Raw genomic sequence first — 20,072 nt, 5'->3', positions numbered from 1 at the left:
CTTCTCTTGCCATAAGGGGCCTGCTGGCTCCAAATGCTCAGGGCTGATTCGGATAGTTTCAAACTGATATGACTGCGCCGGTCTCGATCCGGCGGAAGGGAATGTGATTTGATCGACAGTTGGATTGAGGCAAGGCGGAGCATACCCCTCTTTGAGGGAGCGGCGGGCTGATGGGCGCCTATATCCTGCGACGCCTCCTGCTGATGATCCCGACCATAGTCGGCATCATGGCCATTTCCTTCACCATCGTGCAGTTTGCGCCCGGCGGTCCGGTCGAACAGGTCATCGCGCAGCTGACCGGGCAGGGCGACAATGCCACCGGCCGCCTGTCCGGCGGCACCGATATGCTGGCTCAGCAATCCCTAGATGACAGCAACTCGAAATATCGCGGCGCGCAGGGTCTTGATCCGGAACTGATCGCCAAGCTCGACAAGCAGTTCGGCTTCGACAAGCCGCCGCTCGAGCGCTTCGGCCAGATGATGTGGAATTATATCCGCTTCGACTTCGGCGAGAGCTTCTTCCGCAACACCACGGTCATCGATCTTATCGGCCAGAAGCTGCCGGTATCGATCTCGCTCGGCATCTGGATCCTGATCTTCTCCTACGCCATCTCCATCCCGCTCGGCATTCGCAAGGCGGTGCAGGACGGCTCGACCTTCGATGTCTGGACGTCGGGCATCATCATCATCGGCTATGCGGTCCCGAGCTTCCTGTTCGGCATCATGCTGATCGTGCTGTTTGCCGGCGGATCCTTCTTCGACTGGTTCCCCCTGCGCGGCCTCGTTTCGGATAATTTCGCCGACCTCAGCTGGTGGCAGAAGATCCTCGACTATCTCTGGCATCTGGTGCTGCCGCTGATTTCGCTCTCGCTCGCCGCCTTTGCCACCACGACGCTGCTCACCAAGAATTCCTTCATTGAAGAGATCAAGAAGCAATATGTCATCACCGCCCGCGCCAAGGGTCTTTCCGAGCGGCGCGTGCTCTATGGCCATGTCTTCCGCAACGCCATGCTCATCGTCATTGCCGGCTTCCCCGGCGCTTTCATCTCCGCCTTCTTCACCGGCTCGCTTTTGATCGAGAATATCTTCTCGCTCGATGGCTTGGGGCGCCTGAGCTATCTCTCCGTTGTCCAGCGCGACTATCCGGTGGTGTTTGCCACGCTCTTCATCTTTTCGCTGCTTGGCCTCGTCGTCAGCCTTATCTCCGACCTGATCTACACCTGGATCGATCCGCGCATCGACTTCGAGCGGAGGGAGGTGTGATGGACGCGACCAATCAGCAGACGCTATCGACTACGGTGAAGCCGCCACGTAAGGGACTGTTCTCGCCGACCAACCTGCGCCGCTGGGAGAATTTCAAGGCCAACCGCCGCGGCTACTGGTCGCTCTGGATCTTCCTCGTTCTGTTCGTTCTCAGCCTTGGAGCCGAGTTCATCACGAATGACCGGCCGATCCTCGTCTCCTACAAGGGCGAGATCCTGACGCCGGTCTTTGTCGATTATCCGGAAGAAAAATTCGGCGGCTTCCTGGCGCAGACGGATTACCGCGCCCAGGATATCCAGGACGAGATCAATGCCAATGGCTGGATGATCTGGCCACCGATCCACTATTCCTATCAGACCGCCAATTCCAACCTGCCGAAGGGATTGTCGGCGCCGACGCCGCCATTCTGGGCGATGAGCAAGGAGACGCGCTGTTCGGGCTATCCCGGCGGTGTTGCCGACCCGAACTGCAACTGGAGCAATTTCAACTGGCTCGGCACCGATGACCAGGCGCGTGATGTGCTCGCCCGCCTGATCTACGGCTTCCGCATCTCGGTGCTGTTTGGACTCGCCCTCACCATCTGCTCGGCCGTCGTCGGCGTCTGCGCCGGCGCGATACAGGGCTATTTCGGCGGCTGGACCGATCTTCTGATGCAGCGTTTCATCGAAATCTGGTCGTCCATGCCAGTGCTCTATATCCTGCTGATCATCGCTTCGGTGCTGCCGCCGGGCTTCTTCATCCTGCTCGGGATTTTGCTCTTGTTTTCCTGGGTGGGGCTCGTCGGCGTCGTGCGCGCCGAATTCCTCAGAGCGCGCAATTTCGAATATGTGCGCGCCGCCCGCGCGCTCGGCGTCAACAACCGCACCATCATGTATCGCCACCTGCTGCCGAACGCGATGGTCGCGACCCTGACCTTCGTTCCCTTCATCCTGTCGGGCTCGATCACCACCCTGACCTCGCTGGATTTCTTAGGTTTCGGCATGCCGCCGGGCTCGCCGTCGCTCGGTGAGATGATCGCTCAGGGCAAATCCAATCTGCAGGCTCCCTGGCTGGGGCTCTCGGCCTTCTTCACCATGTCGATCATGCTGTCGCTGCTGATTTTCATCGGCGAGGCCGTGCGCGACGCCTTCGATCCGAGGAAAACGTTCCGATGAGCGAAAACTACACTCCGTTGCTGTCAGTCCGCAATCTCTCTGTCGCCTTTCATCAGGGCGGGCAGACATCGACCGCGGTCGATGGCGTTTCCTTCGATATCGCCAAGGGCGAAGTCTTGGCGCTGGTCGGCGAATCCGGCTCCGGCAAGTCGGTTTCGGCCAATTCGATCCTGAAGCTCTTGCCCTATCCGGCCGCAAGCCACCCTTCCGGCGAAATCCTGTTCAAGGGCAAGGACCTGCTGAAGGCATCCGACAACGAGCTGCGCGCCGTGCGCGGCAACGACATCACGATGATCTTCCAGGAGCCGATGACCTCGCTCAATCCGCTCCACTCGATCGAAAAGCAGATCAGCGAGATCCTGGCCTTACATCAGGGCATGACCGGCGAGGCTGCCCGCAACCGCACGCTGGAGCTTTTGAACCAGGTCGGCATCCGCGAACCGGAAAAGCGCCTAAAGGCCTATCCGCATGAACTATCGGGTGGTCAGCGTCAGCGCGTGATGATCGCCATGGCGCTTGCCAATCGTCCCGAACTGCTGATCGCCGACGAGCCGACGACGGCGCTCGACGTGACCGTGCAGGCGCAGATCCTCGAACTGCTGCGCGACCTCAAGGGCACGCACGGCATGTCGATGCTGTTCATCACCCACGATCTCGGCATCGTCCGCAAGTTCGCCGACCGTGTCTGCGTGATGACCAAGGGGCGTATCGTCGAGACCGGCACGGTGGAGGAGGTTTTCACCAATCCGCAGCATGACTATACCCGCCATCTGCTGGCCGCCGAGCCGCGCGGCGAGCCGCCGGCGAGCGATGCGAACAAGCCTGTCGTCATGGAAGGCAGCGATATCCGTGTGTGGTTCCCGATCAAGGCGGGCTTCATGCGCAAGGTCGTCGATCATGTGAAGGCGGTCGACGGCATCGATCTGAAGCTCAGGGCCGGCCAGACGCTCGGCGTCGTCGGCGAATCTGGCTCGGGCAAGACGACGCTCGGTCTGGCGCTCGCCCGGCTTATTTCCTCCAAAGGACGCATCGCCTTCGTCGGCAAGGATATAGCCGGCTATTCGTTCCGGGAAATGCGGCCGCTGCGCAACCAGCTGCAGGTGGTTTTTCAGGATCCTTATGGATCGTTGAGCCCGCGCATGTCGGTCGGCGAGATCATCGCCGAGGGGTTGAAGGTGCATGAGCGATCGCTTTCGGCCGATGAGCGCGACAAGCGCGTCTGCTGGGCGCTGGAGGAAGTAGGCCTCGACCCTTCCACCCGCTGGCGTTTCCCGCATGAATTTTCCGGCGGCCAGCGCCAGCGCATTGCAATCGCTCGCGCCATGGTGCTGAAGCCGCGTTTCGTCATGCTGGACGAGCCAACCTCGGCGCTCGATATGAGCGTGCAGGCACAGGTCGTGGATTTGCTGCGCGACCTGCAGAAGAAGCATGATCTTGCCTATCTCTTCATCAGCCACGACCTGAAGGTGGTGAAGGCGCTCGCCAACGAACTGATCGTCATGCGCTTCGGTAAGGTCGTCGAGCAGGGCGCATCCACCGATATTTTCCGGGCGCCGAAAGAGGACTACACCAGGGCGCTGCTTGCCGCTGCCTTCAATATCGAAGCGGTGCCGACCGCCGCCATCCAGCAATAGAGACCACCATCATGCCGGCCAAAAGCCCCGTTCTCGTCGACCTCAAATTCGATCCGGCAACCGTCGCCAGGGCACTCGAAACCGCTTTTGCCGATCGCGGCAGCATCAATCTCGCCGACCCCGCCAGCAAGGGGCTGGATCTGAGGCATGTCGACTATGCGCTGCTGTGGAAGCCGGATGCCGATCTTTTTGAGCGCGCGCCCAATCTCAAGGTGATCTTCTCGGGCGGCGCCGGCGTCGATTCGATGATGTCCATTGCCGGCCTGCCCGATATTCCGATCGTCCGCTTCGTCGATCGCAGCCTGACGGTGCGCATGAGCGAATGGGTCGTGATGCAGTGCCTGATGCATCTGCGCGATGTGCAGGGGCATATGCGCAATCAGCGACAGCATGTATGGGCGCCGCAGCATGGCCCCGAGGCGGCGGATGTTACCATCGGCGTCATGGGACTCGGCGTTCTCGGTTGCGATGCCGCCGCCAAGCTGAAGGTGATGGGTTTCAACGTCATCGGCTGGTCGCGTGGGAAGAAAGAAATCGACGGCATGGAAACCTTCGATGCCGGCGGGCTCGATACGTTTCTGGCGCGTACCGACATTCTTGTCGGCCTCCTGCCGCTGACACCGGAAACGACCGGGATTTACAACATCTCGCTTTTCTCCAGGCTGCACCGCAACGGCCCGCTCGGCAAGCCGGTCTTCATCAATGCCGGCCGTGGCAAGAGCCAGGTTGCGGCCGATATCGCCTTGGCCGTTCGCACTGGCATTCTCGGCGGCGCCTCGCTCGATGTTTTTGCCGTCGAACCGCTCTCGGCTGATGATCCGCTCTGGGACCTGGAAAATGTCATCATTACGCCGCATGATTCCGCCGTGTCTGACGAAAAGGCGTTGATGCGCCATGTCGAGGAGCAGATCGCCCGTTTTGAACGCGGCGAGCCGCTGCAGCATCTGGTGGATCGCGACCGGGGTTACTAAATCCGGTAGGATGCGGAAGTTACGGCGCTTCGCTTTCGCGGGTTGAATGCGGCGCGTTTGCCCTGACATCAATTTTCTTTCAGTGACTGGACTTTCGCTCCACATTTTTTGATAACAAGGCGCGACAATCGCATGCCCGCAGGATAGTTGGCGGCGAGCATGACGTCCGTAGGGCAGGAGACGGGGCAGGAACGACATGACCAAGACGGATATCGCCACCCGTGTCTATAACCACACCTGGAAGCTTGATCCGATCATCCGCAGCCTGATCGATACGGATTTCTATAAGCTTCTCATGCTGCAGATGATCTGGAAACTCTATCCGGAGGTCGACGCCACCTTCTCGCTCATCAACCGCACCAAAAGCGTTCGCCTTGCCGAGGTGATCGACGAAAAGGAATTGCGCGAGCAGCTCGATCACGCCCGCACGCTCCGCCTCTCCAAGAAGGAGATGATCTGGCTCGCGGGTAATACCTTCTATGGCCGCGCGCAGATCTTCGAGCCGGAATTCCTCGCCTGGCTGTCGAATTTCCAACTGCCCGAATATGAGCTTTCGAAGCGCGACGGCCAGTATATTCTCGATTTCCACGGCTCGTGGAAGGAAACGACGATGTGGGAGATCCCCGCACTCGCCATCATCAACGAGCTTCGTTCGCGCACGGCGCTGAAGGCGCTCGGTCCCTTCACGCTCGATGTGCTCTACGCCCGCGCCAAGGCCAAGATGTGGGAGAAGGTGGAGCGTCTGAGGGAACTGCCGGGCCTGCGCATTTCCGATTTCGGCACCCGCCGCCGCCACAGCTTCCTCTGGCAGCGCTGGTGCGTCGAGGCGCTGAAGGAAGGCGTGCCGCACGCTTTCACCGGCACGAGCAACGTGCTGCTCGCCATGGATTCCGATCTCGAAGCCGTTGGCACCAATGCGCATGAACTGCCGATGGTCGCCGCGGCACTTGCGAAAAACGACGAAGAACTCGGCAAGGCGCCTTACAAGGTGCTGCGCGACTGGAACCGCCTCTATGGCGGCAATCTGCTCGTCGTGCTGCCCGATGCCTTCGGAACGGCTTCCTTCCTGCGCAACGCGCCGGAATGGGTGGCCGACTGGACCGGCTTCCGCCCCGACAGCGCGCCTCCCATCGAAGGCGGCGAGAAGATCATCGACTGGTGGAAGAAGATGGGCCGCGATCCGCGCCAGAAGCTGCTGATCTTCTCTGACGGCCTCGATGTCGATGCCATCATCGACACCTACAAGCATTTCGACGGTCGCGTCCGCATGAGCTTCGGCTGGGGCACCAATCTGACCAATGATTTCGCCGGCTGCGCGCCCACCGAACTCAAGGGGCTCAGCCCGATTTCGATCGTCTGCAAGGTGATCGAGGCAAATGGCCGCCCGGCCGTCAAGCTTTCGGACAATCCGCAGAAGGCAACCGGCGAGCCGGCAGAGGTCGAGCGCTATCTGAAATTCTTCGGCGCGGAAGATCGCATCGATCAGGACGTACTTGTCTGATGCTGCTATAGACAAGCCCCGCATGGGGGTTAATGACGGATCGCCGCCTCCATCCGCGCGACGCGGCGAAATAGCGTCCAGCGGCCGTTTTCCCAGCGATATTGATCCGGCGAAATGACGTAGGGCACGTCGCTGAGATCGGCGCTGATCAGCTCCAGCAGCTGCAGGCCCTGGGTATCGTTTTCATGCGTGAAGAACACCTTGTCGCGCGACAGGAAGGCGGCGATCGGCGCGGCGCCGCCGGATTGCTCCTGCACCTGCGCCCAGAAATTCGGCAGGAAAGCGATGCTGGATTCGAACTGGCCGTCCACCTCGACATATTGGAACCGGCTGCGTTTGGCGATCTGAACGCCGGTCTTGGCGAGGAATTTTTGCAGGTTGGCCTGCGCCGTCTCGGCAAGCTCCCGGGCGTCGATGCCCCAATCGTCCAGCGCGGTGGACATGACGTAGCTGACGGTCGTCTCGCCATTGACGACGAAAAGCTTGATCAGGTTTTCCGCTTCGTCGAGATAGACGAATTGCGGCGGGCTGGGTTCATCCCTGACAGCCTGCATCATCTGCTGGCGGGCAACCTCGACGAAATCGCGCGTTTTCAGCACCGGCAGGACCTTGGAGAGCTCGCTATTGTCCTCCGTGGCTTCTGTCATGTTGAGATAGTTGAGCAGCGCTTGGGCGCGCGCCGGCCCTTTCTTTTCGCGCAATGCCAGCAGGGCATTGCTGAGGAATTTCGTCATCCGATCGCCGTTGCGGCTATGCAGCGTCAGGCTTCCGGCGGCGGGATCGTAATCGACGCGGATCAGGTCGCCGAAGAATGGCAGGCGCTCCTGCAGATAGGCCGCAAAGGTTGCCTCGTTCCGCAAGGCGTCATCCGGAATGTTCAGATCGAGCGTCTTGACGGCCGTCGTGGCTTCGGGTTCGGGCAGTCTCGGCCCGCTGCGCGTGTCGGACCGACTGCCCTTACCGAAGAGCCTTTTCAGGAAATTGAACACGCGCGTCCCCGAATACCGACCGGCATGTGTCAGAACCTAGCGCGGCCACCGCTCCGGGGCAATGCCAGGCGGGCGATGGATTTGTCCCGTTAAGCGCCTGCTTGCCCGGACAAAAAACGCGTATAGTCTGCGGGAACGGACCGGATGGTCCGATTGCAGGAAGGGCAGCGCATATGAGAAACTTCGGGGGCGGCAGGCTGTGGATCGGGACCCTGCTATTATGTCTTCTTGCTTTGGCCGCGCCTGTCACATCGCTTGCGCAGAATGCAGCCGCACCCCAGCCGGCGGCACCGCCGCCCGACAAGGTCCGTGAACTGATTCAGTTGATGAATGAGCCCGACGTCAAGCAATGGCTTGCCGCGCAGCTCAACAATCAGCCTCAGCCCAGCTCCATTCCAACCTCCACTGCCGGCGATCCGGAAGCGCCGGGAAGTGACCAGATGTCGGTTTTGTCCGGTCTGCTTGGTCATACGCGCCGCCACCTGGAAGTCGTATCAGGCGCGGCGATGACGCTGCCCTCCGAAGTCATGACGGCATCGGAAAAGCTCGAGGGCGAGGGCAAGGCGGTCGGTCTGCTGCGCATCACCATCCAGATCGTGATCCTTTTCTTCCTCGGGCTCGTGGCCGAGCTCGCGGCCGCGCGCTTCATCAATACCAAGCATATGCAGCGCACCGAACGGGCAGCCGGCGTCGAGACCGAGCTGCAGGCGGCACGATTCCAGTTCCTGGGCGGCGTCGTGCCCGCCATCATTCACGGTCTGGTGACGCTCGTTCCGCTTCTCGCTTTCGACTGGCCGCCGGCCATCGAAAATTTCGCCATTGCCTGCGTCATCGCGATCGTGTCCATCCGATTGGCGATTTCCATCGGCAGGCTTTTGACGGAACTGATCTCCATGCGCCGGACGGATGACGTTCTGGACGAGGATGGTGGTGCTGCCCGCATTGCGGAACGGCGGCTTGTCGCAAAATACTGGTATCGGCGATGCACGCTGTTCACTATCTATTTTGCTTGCGGGTGGGCCGTCATACAGGCTGTCGCGTCGCTCGGCTTTTCCGCCGGCGCGCGAGACCTGATCGGCTACGCGCTCGGCATCGGCCTGTTTGTGATCGCCGTGGAAGCTGTGTGGTCGAGGCCCGCCGTGCCGGGAAAGCGTGGAAGGCGGGCAGTCTCCTGGCTGCTGATGATCTACTTCGCAGCGCTTTGGGGCCTGTGGGTGGCGGGCTTCAACGGCCTGCTTTGGGTGGGCATCTATGCGATATTGCTGCCGCGTGTCCTGTCGGTGTCCACCCGCGCGATCGAGGCGCTGCATGAGGCGGCCGAGGGGATCTTCGGTGCCGGAAAATTGGCGACCGTCCTTCTCGATCGCGGCGTCCGCGCGCTGATCATTACATTCGCAGCCCTCTGGCTCGGCCGGATGCTGGGGGTCGAAGCGCACGCGATGATGAGCGGCAGTGAATCGAATATTGGCCGTATCGCGCGCGGCATTCTCGGCGGCATCGTCATCCTTCTGGTCGCCGATCTCGTCTGGCAGCTGGCGAAAACCTATATCGACGCCAAGCTGATGCAATCGTTGCCAGCCGTCAGCGATTCCGAGGAGATGAGAGCGAGCCGCGCCCGGCTGCAGACGCTGCTGCCGATCTTCCGCAATATCCTGGCCGTCATCATCGGCATCATCGCCGTGATGATGGTGCTGTCCGGCCTCGGCGTTCAGATCGGGCCCTTGATCGCCGGTGCCGGCGTTGTCGGCGTCGCCGTCGGCTTCGGTGCGCAGACGATCGTCAAGGATGTCATCAGCGGCATCTTCTATCTCTGGGACGATGCGTTCCGCATCGGCGAATATATCGAAAGCGGCAGCCATAAAGGCGTGGTGGAATCCTTCAGCCTGCGCTCAGTGAAGCTGCGACACCAGCGCGGCCCGCTGGCGACGATACCCTTCGGCTCCCTCGGCGCAGTCAACAACATGAACCGCGACTGGGCGATCGACAAGATCATCGTCAAGGTCACCTACGATACTGACCTCGTGAAGCTGAAGCGCATCGTCAAGGATATCGGCCAGCGCCTGCTTGAAGACGAGGAGCTGAAACCGAGCATCATCCAGACGCTGAAGATGAAGGGTGTCGAGCAGTTCGGCGATTTTGCGATCGAGATCAGGCTGGCAATCACCGCCAAGCCCGACGAGCTCTCCGTCATCCGCCGCAGTGCGCTCGCCCTGATCAAGCAGTCCTTCGACGAGAACGGTATCCAGTTCGCCTTCCCCACCGTACAGGTGGCGAGCGACAAGGATGCCGCCGCCGCCGCTGCCCGGCAGCTCATCGAGATGCGGGCTGCAAACGTGGATGGCGCACAGCAGGCGAGCTAGAGCAATTCCAGCAAAAGTGCGAAGCGGTTTTGCGTCCGGAATTGCATGAAAACAAAAAGATAGAGCGGTTAAGAGACTCCGTGAAAAGCTAAATCGCTGTAGATCCGATCATGATTTCGGAGCCGCTGTACTGCCGCGCACGATCAGCGTGACGCCGATCATCTCGCGCTCAGCCGGTACGGCATCGTGGAGGACGGCCTGCACCGCGCGTTCCGCGATTTCGGCAAAGGGCTGGGCCATCGTCGTCAGTCCCGGCTCCACCATGCCGCCTTCCGGCACGCCATCGAAGCCTATGACGGAGACGTCTTGCGGCACTGAGAGGCCTCGCGCCCGCAGCCAGTTGATCGCCAGAAGCGCGATGTTGTCGGACATGGCAAGGATCGCCGTCGGCGGCTCGGGTGCAGAAAACAGGTAGTCGAGCCCGGCTTCGACACTCGGCTTGTCGTTGAGCGTCTCATAGATCGGCACGTCCTCGCGCCGAATGCCGAACGCTTCAAGGGCCTGCCAATAACCGAACGCGCGATTGCGCGAGGTGGAATAGATCGCCCGTTCGATCTCGGCGATGCCGACCGGCCCGATATGGTCGTCCGAGAGTTCTGTCGCGAGCACGCCGAAACGCCTGTGGCCGAGTTCCGCCAGATGCCGGGCCGCAACGGCCGCACCTCCGACATTATCGACGCTGATCGAGGGGATGGCGGGATCCTCGTCATTCAAAGCGAGAGCGATGAAGGGCAATTGCCGCTCGCGCGTCAACTGCACCAGTTTCTCGCCGCCTTCCACGCAGAGCAGGATGAAGCCGTCCACCAATGCGCTCTTGATGTTCCAGTCTACCGTCTGCCGGTCCTTGGCCGAAACCAGCGCGAGGCCCGTGCCGCTGGCATCGCAGACCCTGGAAACGGCGGCCAGCAGAGCCCTGGCCCACGGATCGTTGAAGAAATAGGCAATCGGCTCGACCGCGGCGACGCCGATGGCATTGACCTTTCCCGCCCGCAGCAGACGGCCCGTCAGGCTCGGCCCGGCATAGCCGAGCCGCTTGGCTGTCTCGAGCACATGCTCGCGCACCTCTTCACGCACCACTTCGGGTCGGCTGAAAACATTGGAGGCGGTTCCTTGTGATACGCCGGCCGCCTTGGCGACATCCGCGAGCCTGATGGTGCCCTTGGCCAATGAAATCCTCCTTGTGTTTCTGGCGGATACTAGCAATGAAGTTGTATCGGTTCAATTCTTCTTGACAGCAGAGTTTTGAAGCGTACGATTGAACCGATTCAAGAACGCACTGTATGTTCAAATTGAATCGATTCAAAATGAAAGGCAAGCCAATGCTGACCAATTATCTCTTCAAGGATCTTTATGATGAGCGGTGGGGTGATCCCCGCAATCCGAATGCCGTCGACCCCCCTTTAGAACATAAGGGTGAGGCTGATAAGCAGAGCGTGCTGAGCCGGCTGGCGCGGTTTCTCCGCCGCCGGAAACGGCCGTCTGCATGGTCCTTCACCATTCCGAGCGAGACATCAGACGCGGAGAGCGATGCCGAGATCCGGCATCGCCCCTGTGATGAAGACCCGAAATTCCTTGCGATCGCCAAGGCCCTGTCGCGGAATTGCTAGTGCAATGCCGGCCGATACTCGATCACCCTTTCGATGGGCCTCAAAAGTTTTCCTTGTAGGGACGCAGATCGAGCTCCTGCGTCCAGGCCGAAGGATGCTGGCGATGAATGTGCCAGTAGCTCTCGGCAATGGCGTCGATATTCAGCAGCCCATCGGCATCCACATCCGGCCGGCGCGAGCGCAGCCGCTCGCCGTCTATGCCGCCATCGATGATGGTGTGAGCGACATGCAGGCCAAGTGGTCCGAATTCCCGCGCCATGCTCTGGCTGATCATTCGAAGGCCCGCCTTGGCAGCGGCGAATTGCGCAAAGCCGGCCTTGCCGCGCAGGCTGGCGGAGGCGCCGGTGAAAATCACGGTGCCGCGGCCGAGCGGCGCCAGATGCCGCGCCGCCTCGCGGCCAACGAGGAAGCCGCCGAAACAGCAGATGCGCCAGAATTCCTCGAACTGAGCGGCTGTTAGATTACGAAAGCCGATCTGGCGGTTGATGCCGGCGTTGAAGACGACGAAGTCAGGCGCGGCAATATCGTCGCGAGCGGTAAAGGCATGATCGAACAGCCGGACGACGGCGGCTTCATCCGTCGCGTCCGTTTCGATCGCCTCGGCACTGCCGCCGGACGCCTGGATGGTAGCGGCCACCTCATCGATCTTCGCCGCCGTCCGGCCGGCGATGACGACGTGATAGCCCTTGTCTGCGAGAAGCCGGCAGAGTGCCGCACCCAAACCCTGCTCGGCACCTACGCCGACAATAATTGCGCTTGGCGTGCTCATTCAGCGGCCTCCCTGGCATCGAGCGTCGGATAGTCGGTATAGCCCTCAGCGCCGCCGCCGTAGAAGGTGGGGCGATGATAGGGGTTGAGGGGTGCACCGCGCCGGATGCGCTCCGGCAGATCGGGATTGGCGATGAACAGCCGACCGAAGGCGATGGCATTGGCATGGCCGGCGGCGAGCATGGCTTCGGCCGTGTCGGGCCGAAAATTGCCCGCGGCGATCAGCGTGCCTGACCATGCCGGCCTGAACAATTCCGCGGCCGACGGTACGTTCTTGTGGTCGACCTCGGCCTGTCCGGCACCGCTGGCGCGCGGCTCGATCAGATGCAGATAGGCAAGGTTCAGCCGGTCCAGCTCACGAATGACATGGCCGTAGAGACGCAAGGGATCGTCCTCGCCGCTGTCATTGGCAATGCCGAAGGGCGAGAGGCGGACCCCGACGCGATCCGAACCCCAAACTTCGGAAACTGCCTCGACCACTTCGAGCAGCAGCCGCGTACGATTCTCGATCGAGCCGCCATATTGGTCAGAGCGCCGGTTCGTGCGGGCCTGCAGGAACTGTTCGATCAGATAGCCGTTGGCGCCATGGATTTCGACGCCGTCGAAGCCGGCCCGCTTGGCATTGGCGGCGGCCTCGGCATAGACGTCGATCAGGAGCGGCATCAGGTCGATATCGATCGCCTGTGGCGTCTCGAAGGGCACGCGCTGGAAGGAGGCCGTGAAGGCCTCGCCCTTGGCGGCGATGGCGGAAGGAGCAATCGGTGGAGCTCCATCAGGCTGGTGAGAAGAATGGGAGATGCGACCGACATGCCAGAGCTGCAGGAAGATCTTGCCGCCCTTGCCATGAACGGCGTCGGTCACCGCCTTCCAGCCGGAGACCTGCTCGGCCGTGTGGATGCCCGGGGTTGCCGGCATGCCCTGTCCGGCGCGGGAAATCTGCGAGCCCTCGGAAATGATGAGACCGCCCTCGCTGGCGCGCTGGGCATAATATTCTGCATTCAAAGCCGAGGGTACATTGCCCGGCTGGCTCGCCCGCATGCGGGTCAGCGGCGCCATGACGACACGATGTGCAAATTCATAAGGGCCAATGGAAAGCGGCGAAAACAAAGTGGCTGTCATAAAATTCTCCTGCCTGGAGCCAAATTGCTCCCCGGGGCGGAAGGGCCTGTCAGCGGCGATTCGGTCTCGGGAGTTCGAATAAGATGATGATCATCATTTATTCGAACAATCGGACGTGCGCAACTGAATCTGCTGTCAGGCCGGAAGTTTGGAAAGAAAGCGGAGCAGGGCGGCATTGAACTGCGCCGGCCGCTGCACCGGCGCGAAATGGCTGACGCCGGGCAGAAGGATCAACTCTGCGCCGGGAATGTGCCGCACGAGATAATCGGCATGTTCGCGCTTGATGAACTCATCGTGCTCGCTGTGCACGATGGCGACAGGCACATCGATCTCGGCGAGATCTTTGACCGTGTAGTTCGGCTCGGTCCGCTGCATCAGGCCGACCGCTTCGATGAAAGCATCGAACTTGTCCGGTGTAGCGGAAAGGGCTGCGTAATCCTTCGTATGGCGTGAGAAGCAGCGTTCGATAATCGGCGTCGCCACGAATTCCTTGGTGCCGCTCGGGTCCATATTGCAGGCAAAGAAGAAGACGCCGGACACACGTTCCGGATGGGTTTTTCCAAGCACCATGCCGATGCAGGCGCCGTCGCTCCAGCCGGCCATGGCCGCCTTGTCGATCTTCAGCCTATCCATGACGGCGAGAACGTCGGAGGCCATGAGTTCGTAGGTGTATGGCCGCTCGTCGCGCGTGCTGCGGCCATGGCCGCGGCTGTCGATGACGACAACCTGATGGCCTGCGTCGATGAGCGCGGGCACTTGGTAGCCCCAATTGCCGCTGTTTCCGAGCCCGCCATGCAGGAGGATCACCGGAGCTCCGCTGCCGTAGGAGGCATACCAGATATGCGCGCCATCATGATCGACATGCCCTTCCACCTCGGTATGCGGCAGGGGTGCGGCCCCTTCCGCTTCGAAGCGATGAAGCTCGTCGTCGCGAAATTCCATACCCATCTCCCATTGCGCCGTCTCTCCCCGACAGCCACGTGGCGAGACTAGTCGATCCCAATGCGTCTTTTCAACAGGCCACGGTCATATCGTTGCCAGATGCTCGAAAAGATCGCGGGCCGGCGACGGAAGCTCTTCGAGGGAGCGAGCGCAGATCGAAAGCCGGCGCGTCGCCCACCGGTCCGTGAGACGGAGGGCTGCAATTTTCGCGGATCGGCTGCAGCGCCTTGCCGCCTTTTCGGGCACGATGCCGAGACCGATACCCTGGCCTGCCATGTCGCAGATGGCCTCAAATGTCCGCATCCGCACGCGCATTTTCAACCGGGTGCCGAGCCGGGCGGCCTGTGCGTCGATATGATCCTGCAGCGCTCCGCCTGCGAGCCCGACGAAATGCTCATGCAGGATTTCTGCAAAAGCGATCTGCTTTGCCGCCGCCAGCGCATGATCGCTGGATATCACCACCACCAACCGGTCGATCGCGAAGGGCCGCAATATCAGGCCGGAGGTATCGGTCGCGTCCGACAGGATGCCGATCTCGGCCAGCCCCGCCGAAACAGCCCGCACGATCTCGATGCTCTGGCGCTCCTTGAGGTCGATATCCGTCCGTGGGTGTTTTGCCATCCATCCGGCAAGGCGCGGCGGCAGGTATTCGACAATCGCGGCAGTGTTGGCGAGAAGCCGGACTGTCGCGCGCAGGCCGCTTGCGTGCTCGCCAAGCTCGCCGCGCATCTGCATGAGCTGCCGCTGGATCAGCCGGGCATGATGCGCCAGTGCTTCGCCGGCAAGCGTCGGGCTCACGCCGCGCCGCCCACGCTCCAGAAGCTGTACGCCGCCACTTACCTCCATGTCGCGCAGACGCTCGCTGGCGGCCGGCAGCGAAAGACCGGCATCGGTGGCCCCATGCGTGATGCTGCCGGCATCGACGACGGCGAGGAAAAGGCGAAGGTCGGTTAGATCGAAGCGCATGGAGTGGAGATTACCGCATATCCAGCCTTCGGAATAGCCGAAGGCTGGCCTCGCATCATCCGTATTGTGCCCGGCCTCGCGTCTGTTAGGGAAAGGGCATGATGGATCATTCGATATGGCTCGTCGCGGCGATCTTCGCGACTTTCTTTATGGCCGGCATGGTCAAGGGCATCACCGGCATGGGGCTGCCGACCGTGGCGATGGGCGTCTTGGGTACGTTGATCTCGCCGCTGATGGCAGCGAGCCTGCTGATCGTGCCCTCTTTCGTCACCAATGTCTGGCAGCTGCTGGCAGGCCCGAGCTTTGGCGCGCTTGCCCGTCGTTTCCTTCTCTTGGTTCTTGCCATAATCATCGGAACCTTCGCCGGCTCATATCTGCTGGCCGCCGGCGATACCCGCAGGACCGCGGCAGCGCTGGGCATCGCCCTCATCCTCTATGCCGGCCATGCTTTGCTCGCCCGTCAACTGCATGTGCCCGCAAGGTTCGAGCCGCTGCTATCGCCGCTCGCCGGCGCCGTTACTGGCCTGCTCACTGGGGCAACTGGCGTCTTCGTCGTGCCGGCGGTGCCCTATCTGCAGGCGCTTGGCCTGGAGAAGGAAGAGCTGGTTCAGGCGCTCGGCCTTTCCTTCACCGTCTCCACGGTGGCGCTTGCCGGCGCACTCGCCTGGCATGGCGCATTTCGCGTCGACAATCTCGCGCTATCTGCCCTTGCGATCATCCCGGCGCTCGCCGGCATGTGGTTCGGCCAGATCATCCGCAATCGCGTCAGCCCGGCCACGTTCCGCCGCTGGTTCCTGATCTGTCTCCTCGCGCTCGGCGCCGAGATGCTCGTCAAAGCCTCTTTCTGAGGCAGTCTTGCTCGCCTGCGGCTTTGGCCTCGCGGGCAACGGAATGGTCGCTCGGCGACGAGATCGGGATCTGCGCCTCTGCTCAGGAGGTTCGTTTCAAAGAGAGGGCTTGGCCGCGGCCCTGCCTTGTCTATTCCCCTTCCGGCACCTTCAAGATAATTGTTTCATCTGGGCCGATCGGCCTGCCGTCCTGCGCCCGGATGTCGAGCTGCACGGGCTGTCCGCTTGCGCGATCCACCAGCAGTGAATGTTCCTCGGCCGGCGCGAAGAGATGGCGCTCGCCGAACTTCCGCAGCGCCACCATGACCGGGAAGAGATCCTTTCCCATCGCCGTCAGCCGGTATTCCATGCGCGTACCGCCTTCGCTTGTCGGTACAAGCTCCAGAATGCCGCTTGCGACAAGCGTCCGCAGTCGCTCGGTCAAAATATTCTTGGCAATGCCGAGGCTCTTTTGAAACTCGCCAAAGCGCGTCAGCCCGTCGAAGGCGTCGCGCACGATCAGGAGCGACCACCAGTCGCCGATCACGTCGAGCGACCGTGCGCTCGGGCAATAATCACCCTTCAGGCTTTTCCGCGCGACCATCGCCCTAGTCTTTCCGGTCTTTTGTCAGCATAAATAGTTGCATGATTAAACCAACAATGTTACTCGATTTTTGGTTTCATTATTAAACCGAAAAATCGGGAGTTTTGCAATGACGATCGATCAGGACGCGCCGCCGGTCGGCAGCGCGAAGGACATTCTGCGCCCTCATTCCTCACGAGAAGGTTCGTTTGAGGGCGCCGAATACTCGGGAGAGGCCAATTCGCAGCTGACACGGGCAACGATTTTCCTCTTTGCCGTCGCGAGCGGCCTCGCTGTGGCCAATGCCTATTTCGCCCATCCGCTTCTCGATGTCATGGCCGATGATCTCAAGCTGTCGCGCACCGTTGCCGGCCTCATCGTCGGTGCGACGCAACTCGGCTATGGCCTCGGCCTGATCCTGCTAGTGCCGCTCGGCGATCTCGTCGACCGGCGCAAGCTCATCATCGTGCAATCGCTGCTGAGCGTTGCGGCGCTCCTCTGCGTCGGCTTCTCCTCCAGTGCCGCGATGCTGCTCGCTTCCATGGCTGCGGTCGGCTTTCTGGCCGTGGTCACACAGGCGCTGGTTGCCTATGCGGCGAGCCTTGCGCACCCCGCCAAGCGAGGCCATACCGTCGGCATGGTCACGAGCGGCATCGTCCTCGGCATCCTGCTGGCGCGCAGCGCTGCGGGAACGCTGACTGATCTCTCCGGTTGGCGGACCGTCTACATCGTCTCGGCCGTGCTGACGACGGTGATAGCGCTTCTTCTTTGGCGCGCGCTGCCGCGACAGGAGAAGCCGAGAAGCGGCCTCTCCTATGTCGGTCTCATCGGCTCGCTGGGCACTCTGCTGATTGAAGAACCGGTCCTGCGCATCCGCGTCGTGATCGCCATGCTGATCTTCGCCAATATCACCACGCTGCTCGCCCCGCTTGTGCTGCCGCTGACCGCGCCGCCTTACTTCCTGTCCCACACCGAAGTCGGCCTGTTCGGCCTTGCCGGCGCGGCAGGCGCACTCGGCGCCATCAGGGCAGGGCGCTGGGCCGACCGCGGCCATGGCCAGCGCACGACGGGCATCGCACTGGCACTGATGCTCGCTGCCTGGCTGCCGATCTCCATGCTGGATCGCTCGATCTATTGGCTGATATTCGGCGTCCTCGTCATCGACTTCGGCCTGCAGGCAACGCACGTCACCAATCAGGGCATGATCTATCGTGTTCGACCGGACGCGCAGAACAGGCTGACCGCCGCCTACATGGTTTTCTACTCGATCGGTAGCGCCGTCGGCTCTTCGACATCGACGATCATCTATGCCCATGCAGGCTGGACCGGCGTCTGCATATCGGGTGCCGTCATAAGCCTTGTGACGCTGCTCTTCTGGGCGCTGACCTTGCGGGCAACACCTGAGGTGGCGACGCAGAGCGTCGATCGCAGATCCATGGCATGACCTGCTGGGGATGAATGCGGGGCAGGCCCGCGCCGCACACTTTGGCGCTAGAGTTTGGGCAGCAGCGATCTGATCCGCTCGGCATCGTCAGGCGTTGCCGGATTGTAGACGATCATGCTGAGATCCGTCCGGCCGTCGACCGAAAAGGCCGAATACTCGAATGCCAGCGGGCCGAGGATGGGATGGCGTATATGTTTGACGGCTTCGGTATGGGTGCCAGGAACGTCATTTTCGCGCCACATGGCCCTGAATTCCGGGCTGATGCGGCAAAGTTCTGCCACGAAAGGCTCTATCTCACTCGATGCGCCTGCGCGCGCCGCATCGACACGGAATGCGCCCAGGGCGAAACGGGCGACGCTTTCCCAATCGTATTGCACGGCGCGCGCACGCGGATCGAGAAAGATATAGCGCAGAATATTGCGTTCTTCCGGCGGCAGCGATCCGTAATCGATCAGCATCACGGGCGCTGCCCGGTTCCAGGCGATGACGTCCCAGGTGGCGGTCCGGATAATAGCGGGGCTCGGCTCCAGCGCATCGAGCACGCGCTGCAGCCGCGGCGTAACGCCATCATTTTTGCGGTAACGCGCTTCTGGCGGACGCCCAAGGCCAAGCAGGAACAGGTGCTCGCGCTCCACTTCCGTCAGCATCAGCGCGCGGGCGATCCGGTCGAGCACGTCGGCGGAAGGCGCACCGCCACGGCCCTGCTCCAGCCACGTGTACCAGGTCGGGCTGATATTGGCGCGCTGCGCCACTTCCTCGCGCCGAAGCCCGGGCGTGCGCCGCCGTTCGCCGGCAAATCCCAGGGCGGATGGGTCGAGTTTCGCGCGGCGGTCCCTCAAATAGGTCCCGAGCACGTTTTCAGTTTCGATAAGATCGGTCATCCTGTTAGTGTCTTTACCATGATAAGGTCACTACTTTACCAGAATAAACGATGGGCACAGATTTGTCTCCGACGAAAAAAGGAGACAGTGCTTATGCGTGTATTCGTTACCGGCGCGACTGGAAATGTCGGCTCGAATGTCGTCAGGGAATTGATCGGTGCGGGCCATCAGGTGCTTGGTCTTTCACGTTCCCAGGAAAAGGCCGTAGCGCTTGCCGCCGCCGGCGCGGAAGTTCTTCACGGCACGATCGAGGATGCGGAAATCCTGAAACGCGGCGCTTCGCAATCGGATGGCGTCATCCATCTTGCCTTCAACCACGACTTCTCGAGATTCGCGCAGAATTGCGAAGATGACCGGCGCGTCATCGCAACGCTTGCCTCGGCGCTCGCCCGCTCGGCCCGGCCGCTGGTCATTACATCAGGCACGCCGATCGCCAACACGGTGCCGGGCGAGCCCGCCAAGGAAGACAATCCGATCGTCCACTCCGACAGGCATCCGCGTGCCGCCACCGAGGAGGCGGGGATATTGGCCAGCGAAATCGGCGTCAATGTCTCGTTCGTGCGGCTGCCGCAGGTGCATGATCCGGTCAGCCAGGGGCTCATTACTCCCCTGATCGAAATATTCAGGCAAAAGGGCGCCTGCGCCTATGTCGGAGACGGGCTCAATCGCTGGCCAGCGGCCCATTTTTCCGATGTCGCTCGCCTTTATCGCCTCGTCGTCGAACGCGCCGAACCGAATGCCAGATATCATGCGGTTGCCGAGGAAGGCGTGCCGATGCGCGATATCGCCGAGACGATCGGCCGGCGCCTGAAGCTGCCGGTCAAATCCATCGACAAGGCGGAGGCGCAGGACTATTTCGGCTGGCTCTCTATGTTCACCACGTACGACATGCCGGCCTCCAGCGCCAAGACCCGACAGAAACTGGGTTGGGAACCCAACGGCCCGACGCTGCTTCAGGATCTTGCCGAGCTGCAGGTTTCCGCGGCTTGATGTTGATGCTGTCTGCCACGATCTGAAGATGGCCGATGGCCTGACGGACCACGCATTCGAAAACCCGGCCGATC

At 61.5% G+C, this 20,072-nt stretch carries 18 protein-coding genes; 10 read left to right on the top strand and 8 right to left on the bottom strand.

Features of this window, described 5'->3' with window-relative positions; all coding sequences use genetic code 11:
• Window positions 1-170: 170 nt before the first annotated feature.
• From PH552_RS18865 to pncB, 5 genes are all read left to right on the top strand, one after another.
• Complete coding sequence (locus PH552_RS18865; RefSeq protein WP_112341839.1) at window positions 171-1,262, top strand: microcin C ABC transporter permease YejB; 1,092 nt, start codon at window positions 171-173, stop codon at window positions 1,260-1,262.
• Window positions 1,262-2,416, top strand: a complete 1,155-nt coding sequence (locus PH552_RS18860) for an ABC transporter permease (RefSeq protein WP_112341840.1) — start codon at window positions 1,262-1,264, stop codon at window positions 2,414-2,416. Before PH552_RS18865 ends, PH552_RS18860 begins: the two co-directional genes overlap by 1 nt.
• Window positions 2,413-4,050, top strand: coding sequence for an ABC transporter ATP-binding protein (locus tag PH552_RS18855; RefSeq protein ID WP_113250901.1), 1,638 nt, complete (start codon window positions 2,413-2,415; stop codon window positions 4,048-4,050). Before PH552_RS18860 ends, PH552_RS18855 begins: the two co-directional genes overlap by 4 nt.
• An 11-nt stretch (window positions 4,051-4,061) precedes the next feature.
• A complete protein-coding gene (locus PH552_RS18850) occupies window positions 4,062-5,021 on the top strand; it encodes a 2-hydroxyacid dehydrogenase (protein WP_113250902.1) in 960 nt (319 codons plus the stop codon).
• 196 nt (window positions 5,022-5,217) lie between these two features.
• Window positions 5,218-6,522 carry a nicotinate phosphoribosyltransferase gene (gene pncB / locus PH552_RS18845; RefSeq protein ID WP_113250903.1) on the top strand — a complete coding sequence of 435 codons (1,305 nt, stop codon included), beginning with the start codon at window positions 5,218-5,220 and terminating at the stop codon, window positions 6,520-6,522.
• 29 nt (window positions 6,523-6,551) lie between these two features.
• Here pncB and PH552_RS18840 read toward each other — a convergent pair whose 3' ends face one another.
• Complete coding sequence (locus tag PH552_RS18840) at window positions 6,552-7,511, bottom strand: DUF1444 domain-containing protein (RefSeq protein ID WP_113250904.1); 960 nt, start codon at window positions 7,509-7,511, stop codon at window positions 6,552-6,554.
• Window positions 7,512-7,684: 173 nt separating this feature from the next.
• On the opposite strand from PH552_RS18840, the gene PH552_RS18835 reads away from it, so the two are divergent.
• On the top strand, window positions 7,685-9,871 hold the full coding sequence (locus tag PH552_RS18835; RefSeq protein ID WP_113250905.1) for a mechanosensitive ion channel family protein: 2,187 nt from the start codon (window positions 7,685-7,687) through the stop codon (window positions 9,869-9,871).
• A 108-nt stretch (window positions 9,872-9,979) separates the two neighbouring features.
• On the opposite strand, the gene PH552_RS18830 is transcribed toward PH552_RS18835, so the two are convergent.
• Window positions 9,980-11,038 (bottom strand): LacI family DNA-binding transcriptional regulator, encoded by a 1,059-nt coding sequence (locus tag PH552_RS18830; protein WP_112341846.1) that lies wholly within the window; start codon window positions 11,036-11,038, stop codon window positions 9,980-9,982.
• Window positions 11,039-11,175: 137 nt separating this feature from the next.
• On the opposite strand from PH552_RS18830, the gene PH552_RS18825 reads away from it, so the two are divergent.
• Window positions 11,176-11,478, top strand: a complete 303-nt coding sequence (locus PH552_RS18825) for a hypothetical protein (protein ID WP_245430311.1) — start codon at window positions 11,176-11,178, stop codon at window positions 11,476-11,478.
• Between the two features lie 40 nt (window positions 11,479-11,518).
• Here the strand turns inward: PH552_RS18825 and PH552_RS18820 are convergent, their stop codons facing one another.
• The 4 genes from PH552_RS18820 to PH552_RS18805 form a co-directional block, all read right to left on the bottom strand.
• Window positions 11,519-12,247: an SDR family NAD(P)-dependent oxidoreductase gene (locus tag PH552_RS18820; protein ID WP_112341847.1), complete on the bottom strand. Its 729-nt coding sequence runs from the start codon at window positions 12,245-12,247 to the stop codon at window positions 11,519-11,521.
• The gene (locus PH552_RS18815) at window positions 12,244-13,365 is read right to left on the bottom strand and encodes an alkene reductase (RefSeq protein ID WP_112341848.1); all 1,122 of its coding nucleotides are present in this window, start codon (window positions 13,363-13,365) and stop codon (window positions 12,244-12,246) included. Before PH552_RS18815 ends, PH552_RS18820 begins: the two co-directional genes overlap by 4 nt.
• A gap of 135 nt (window positions 13,366-13,500) precedes the next feature.
• Complete coding sequence (locus PH552_RS18810) at window positions 13,501-14,307, bottom strand: alpha/beta fold hydrolase (RefSeq protein WP_112341849.1); 807 nt, start codon at window positions 14,305-14,307, stop codon at window positions 13,501-13,503.
• Between the two features lie 84 nt (window positions 14,308-14,391).
• The gene (locus PH552_RS18805; RefSeq protein ID WP_285166225.1) at window positions 14,392-15,273 is read right to left on the bottom strand and encodes a LysR family transcriptional regulator; all 882 of its coding nucleotides are present in this window, start codon (window positions 15,271-15,273) and stop codon (window positions 14,392-14,394) included.
• 98 nt (window positions 15,274-15,371) lie between these two features.
• Here PH552_RS18805 and PH552_RS18800 point away from each other — a divergent pair, with 98 nt between their 5' ends.
• Window positions 15,372-16,121, top strand: coding sequence for a sulfite exporter TauE/SafE family protein (locus tag PH552_RS18800; RefSeq protein ID WP_112341851.1), 750 nt, complete (start codon window positions 15,372-15,374; stop codon window positions 16,119-16,121).
• Between the two features lie 130 nt (window positions 16,122-16,251).
• Here the strand turns inward: PH552_RS18800 and PH552_RS18795 are convergent, their stop codons facing one another.
• Window positions 16,252-16,704, bottom strand: a complete 453-nt coding sequence (locus PH552_RS18795; protein WP_112341852.1) for a winged helix-turn-helix transcriptional regulator — start codon at window positions 16,702-16,704, stop codon at window positions 16,252-16,254.
• A 109-nt stretch (window positions 16,705-16,813) separates the two neighbouring features.
• Between PH552_RS18795 and PH552_RS18790 the strand changes: the two genes are divergently transcribed.
• Window positions 16,814-18,127, top strand: a complete 1,314-nt coding sequence (locus PH552_RS18790; protein ID WP_285166224.1) for an MFS transporter — start codon at window positions 16,814-16,816, stop codon at window positions 18,125-18,127.
• Window positions 18,128-18,174: 47 nt separating this feature from the next.
• Here the strand turns inward: PH552_RS18790 and PH552_RS18785 are convergent, their stop codons facing one another.
• Window positions 18,175-19,008: a helix-turn-helix transcriptional regulator gene (locus PH552_RS18785; protein ID WP_285166223.1), complete on the bottom strand. Its 834-nt coding sequence runs from the start codon at window positions 19,006-19,008 to the stop codon at window positions 18,175-18,177.
• A 93-nt stretch (window positions 19,009-19,101) separates the two neighbouring features.
• Here PH552_RS18785 and PH552_RS18780 point away from each other — a divergent pair, with 93 nt between their 5' ends.
• Window positions 19,102-19,998: an SDR family oxidoreductase gene (locus tag PH552_RS18780; RefSeq protein WP_285166222.1), complete on the top strand. Its 897-nt coding sequence runs from the start codon at window positions 19,102-19,104 to the stop codon at window positions 19,996-19,998.
• The last annotated feature ends 74 nt before the right edge of the window (window positions 19,999-20,072 follow it).

It is taken from the genome of Rhizobium aureum, assembly GCF_030182495.1.
GTDB classification, from domain to species: Bacteria; Pseudomonadota; Alphaproteobacteria; order Rhizobiales; family Rhizobiaceae; genus Rhizobium; species Rhizobium tropici_C.
This window is presented reverse-complemented; position numbering and strand designations above follow the sequence as displayed.

Coding starts and splice junctions, on each gene's coding strand:
- PH552_RS18865 (WP_112341839.1), top strand. CDS start 171: ATGGGCGCCTATATCCTGCGACGCCTCCTGCTGATGATCCCGACCATA.
- PH552_RS18805 (WP_285166225.1), bottom strand. CDS start 15,273: ATGCGCTTCGATCTAACCGACCTTCGCCTTTTCCTCGCCGTCGTCGAT.
- PH552_RS18860 (WP_112341840.1), top strand. CDS start 1,262: ATGGACGCGACCAATCAGCAGACGCTATCGACTACGGTGAAGCCGCCA.
- PH552_RS18855 (WP_113250901.1), top strand. CDS start 2,413: ATGAGCGAAAACTACACTCCGTTGCTGTCAGTCCGCAATCTCTCTGTC.
- pncB (WP_113250903.1), top strand. CDS start 5,218: ATGACCAAGACGGATATCGCCACCCGTGTCTATAACCACACCTGGAAG.
- PH552_RS18800 (WP_112341851.1), top strand. CDS start 15,372: ATGATGGATCATTCGATATGGCTCGTCGCGGCGATCTTCGCGACTTTC.
- PH552_RS18835 (WP_113250905.1), top strand. CDS start 7,685: ATGAGAAACTTCGGGGGCGGCAGGCTGTGGATCGGGACCCTGCTATTA.
- PH552_RS18825 (WP_245430311.1), top strand. CDS start 11,176: ATGAAAGGCAAGCCAATGCTGACCAATTATCTCTTCAAGGATCTTTAT.
- PH552_RS18815 (WP_112341848.1), bottom strand. CDS start 13,365: ATGACAGCCACTTTGTTTTCGCCGCTTTCCATTGGCCCTTATGAATTT.
- PH552_RS18810 (WP_112341849.1), bottom strand. CDS start 14,307: ATGGAATTTCGCGACGACGAGCTTCATCGCTTCGAAGCGGAAGGGGCC.
- PH552_RS18820 (WP_112341847.1), bottom strand. CDS start 12,247: ATGAGCACGCCAAGCGCAATTATTGTCGGCGTAGGTGCCGAGCAGGGT.
- PH552_RS18780 (WP_285166222.1), top strand. CDS start 19,102: ATGCGTGTATTCGTTACCGGCGCGACTGGAAATGTCGGCTCGAATGTC.
- PH552_RS18795 (WP_112341852.1), bottom strand. CDS start 16,704: ATGGTCGCGCGGAAAAGCCTGAAGGGTGATTATTGCCCGAGCGCACGG.
- PH552_RS18790 (WP_285166224.1), top strand. CDS start 16,814: ATGACGATCGATCAGGACGCGCCGCCGGTCGGCAGCGCGAAGGACATT.
- PH552_RS18850 (WP_113250902.1), top strand. CDS start 4,062: ATGCCGGCCAAAAGCCCCGTTCTCGTCGACCTCAAATTCGATCCGGCA.
- PH552_RS18785 (WP_285166223.1), bottom strand. CDS start 19,008: ATGACCGATCTTATCGAAACTGAAAACGTGCTCGGGACCTATTTGAGG.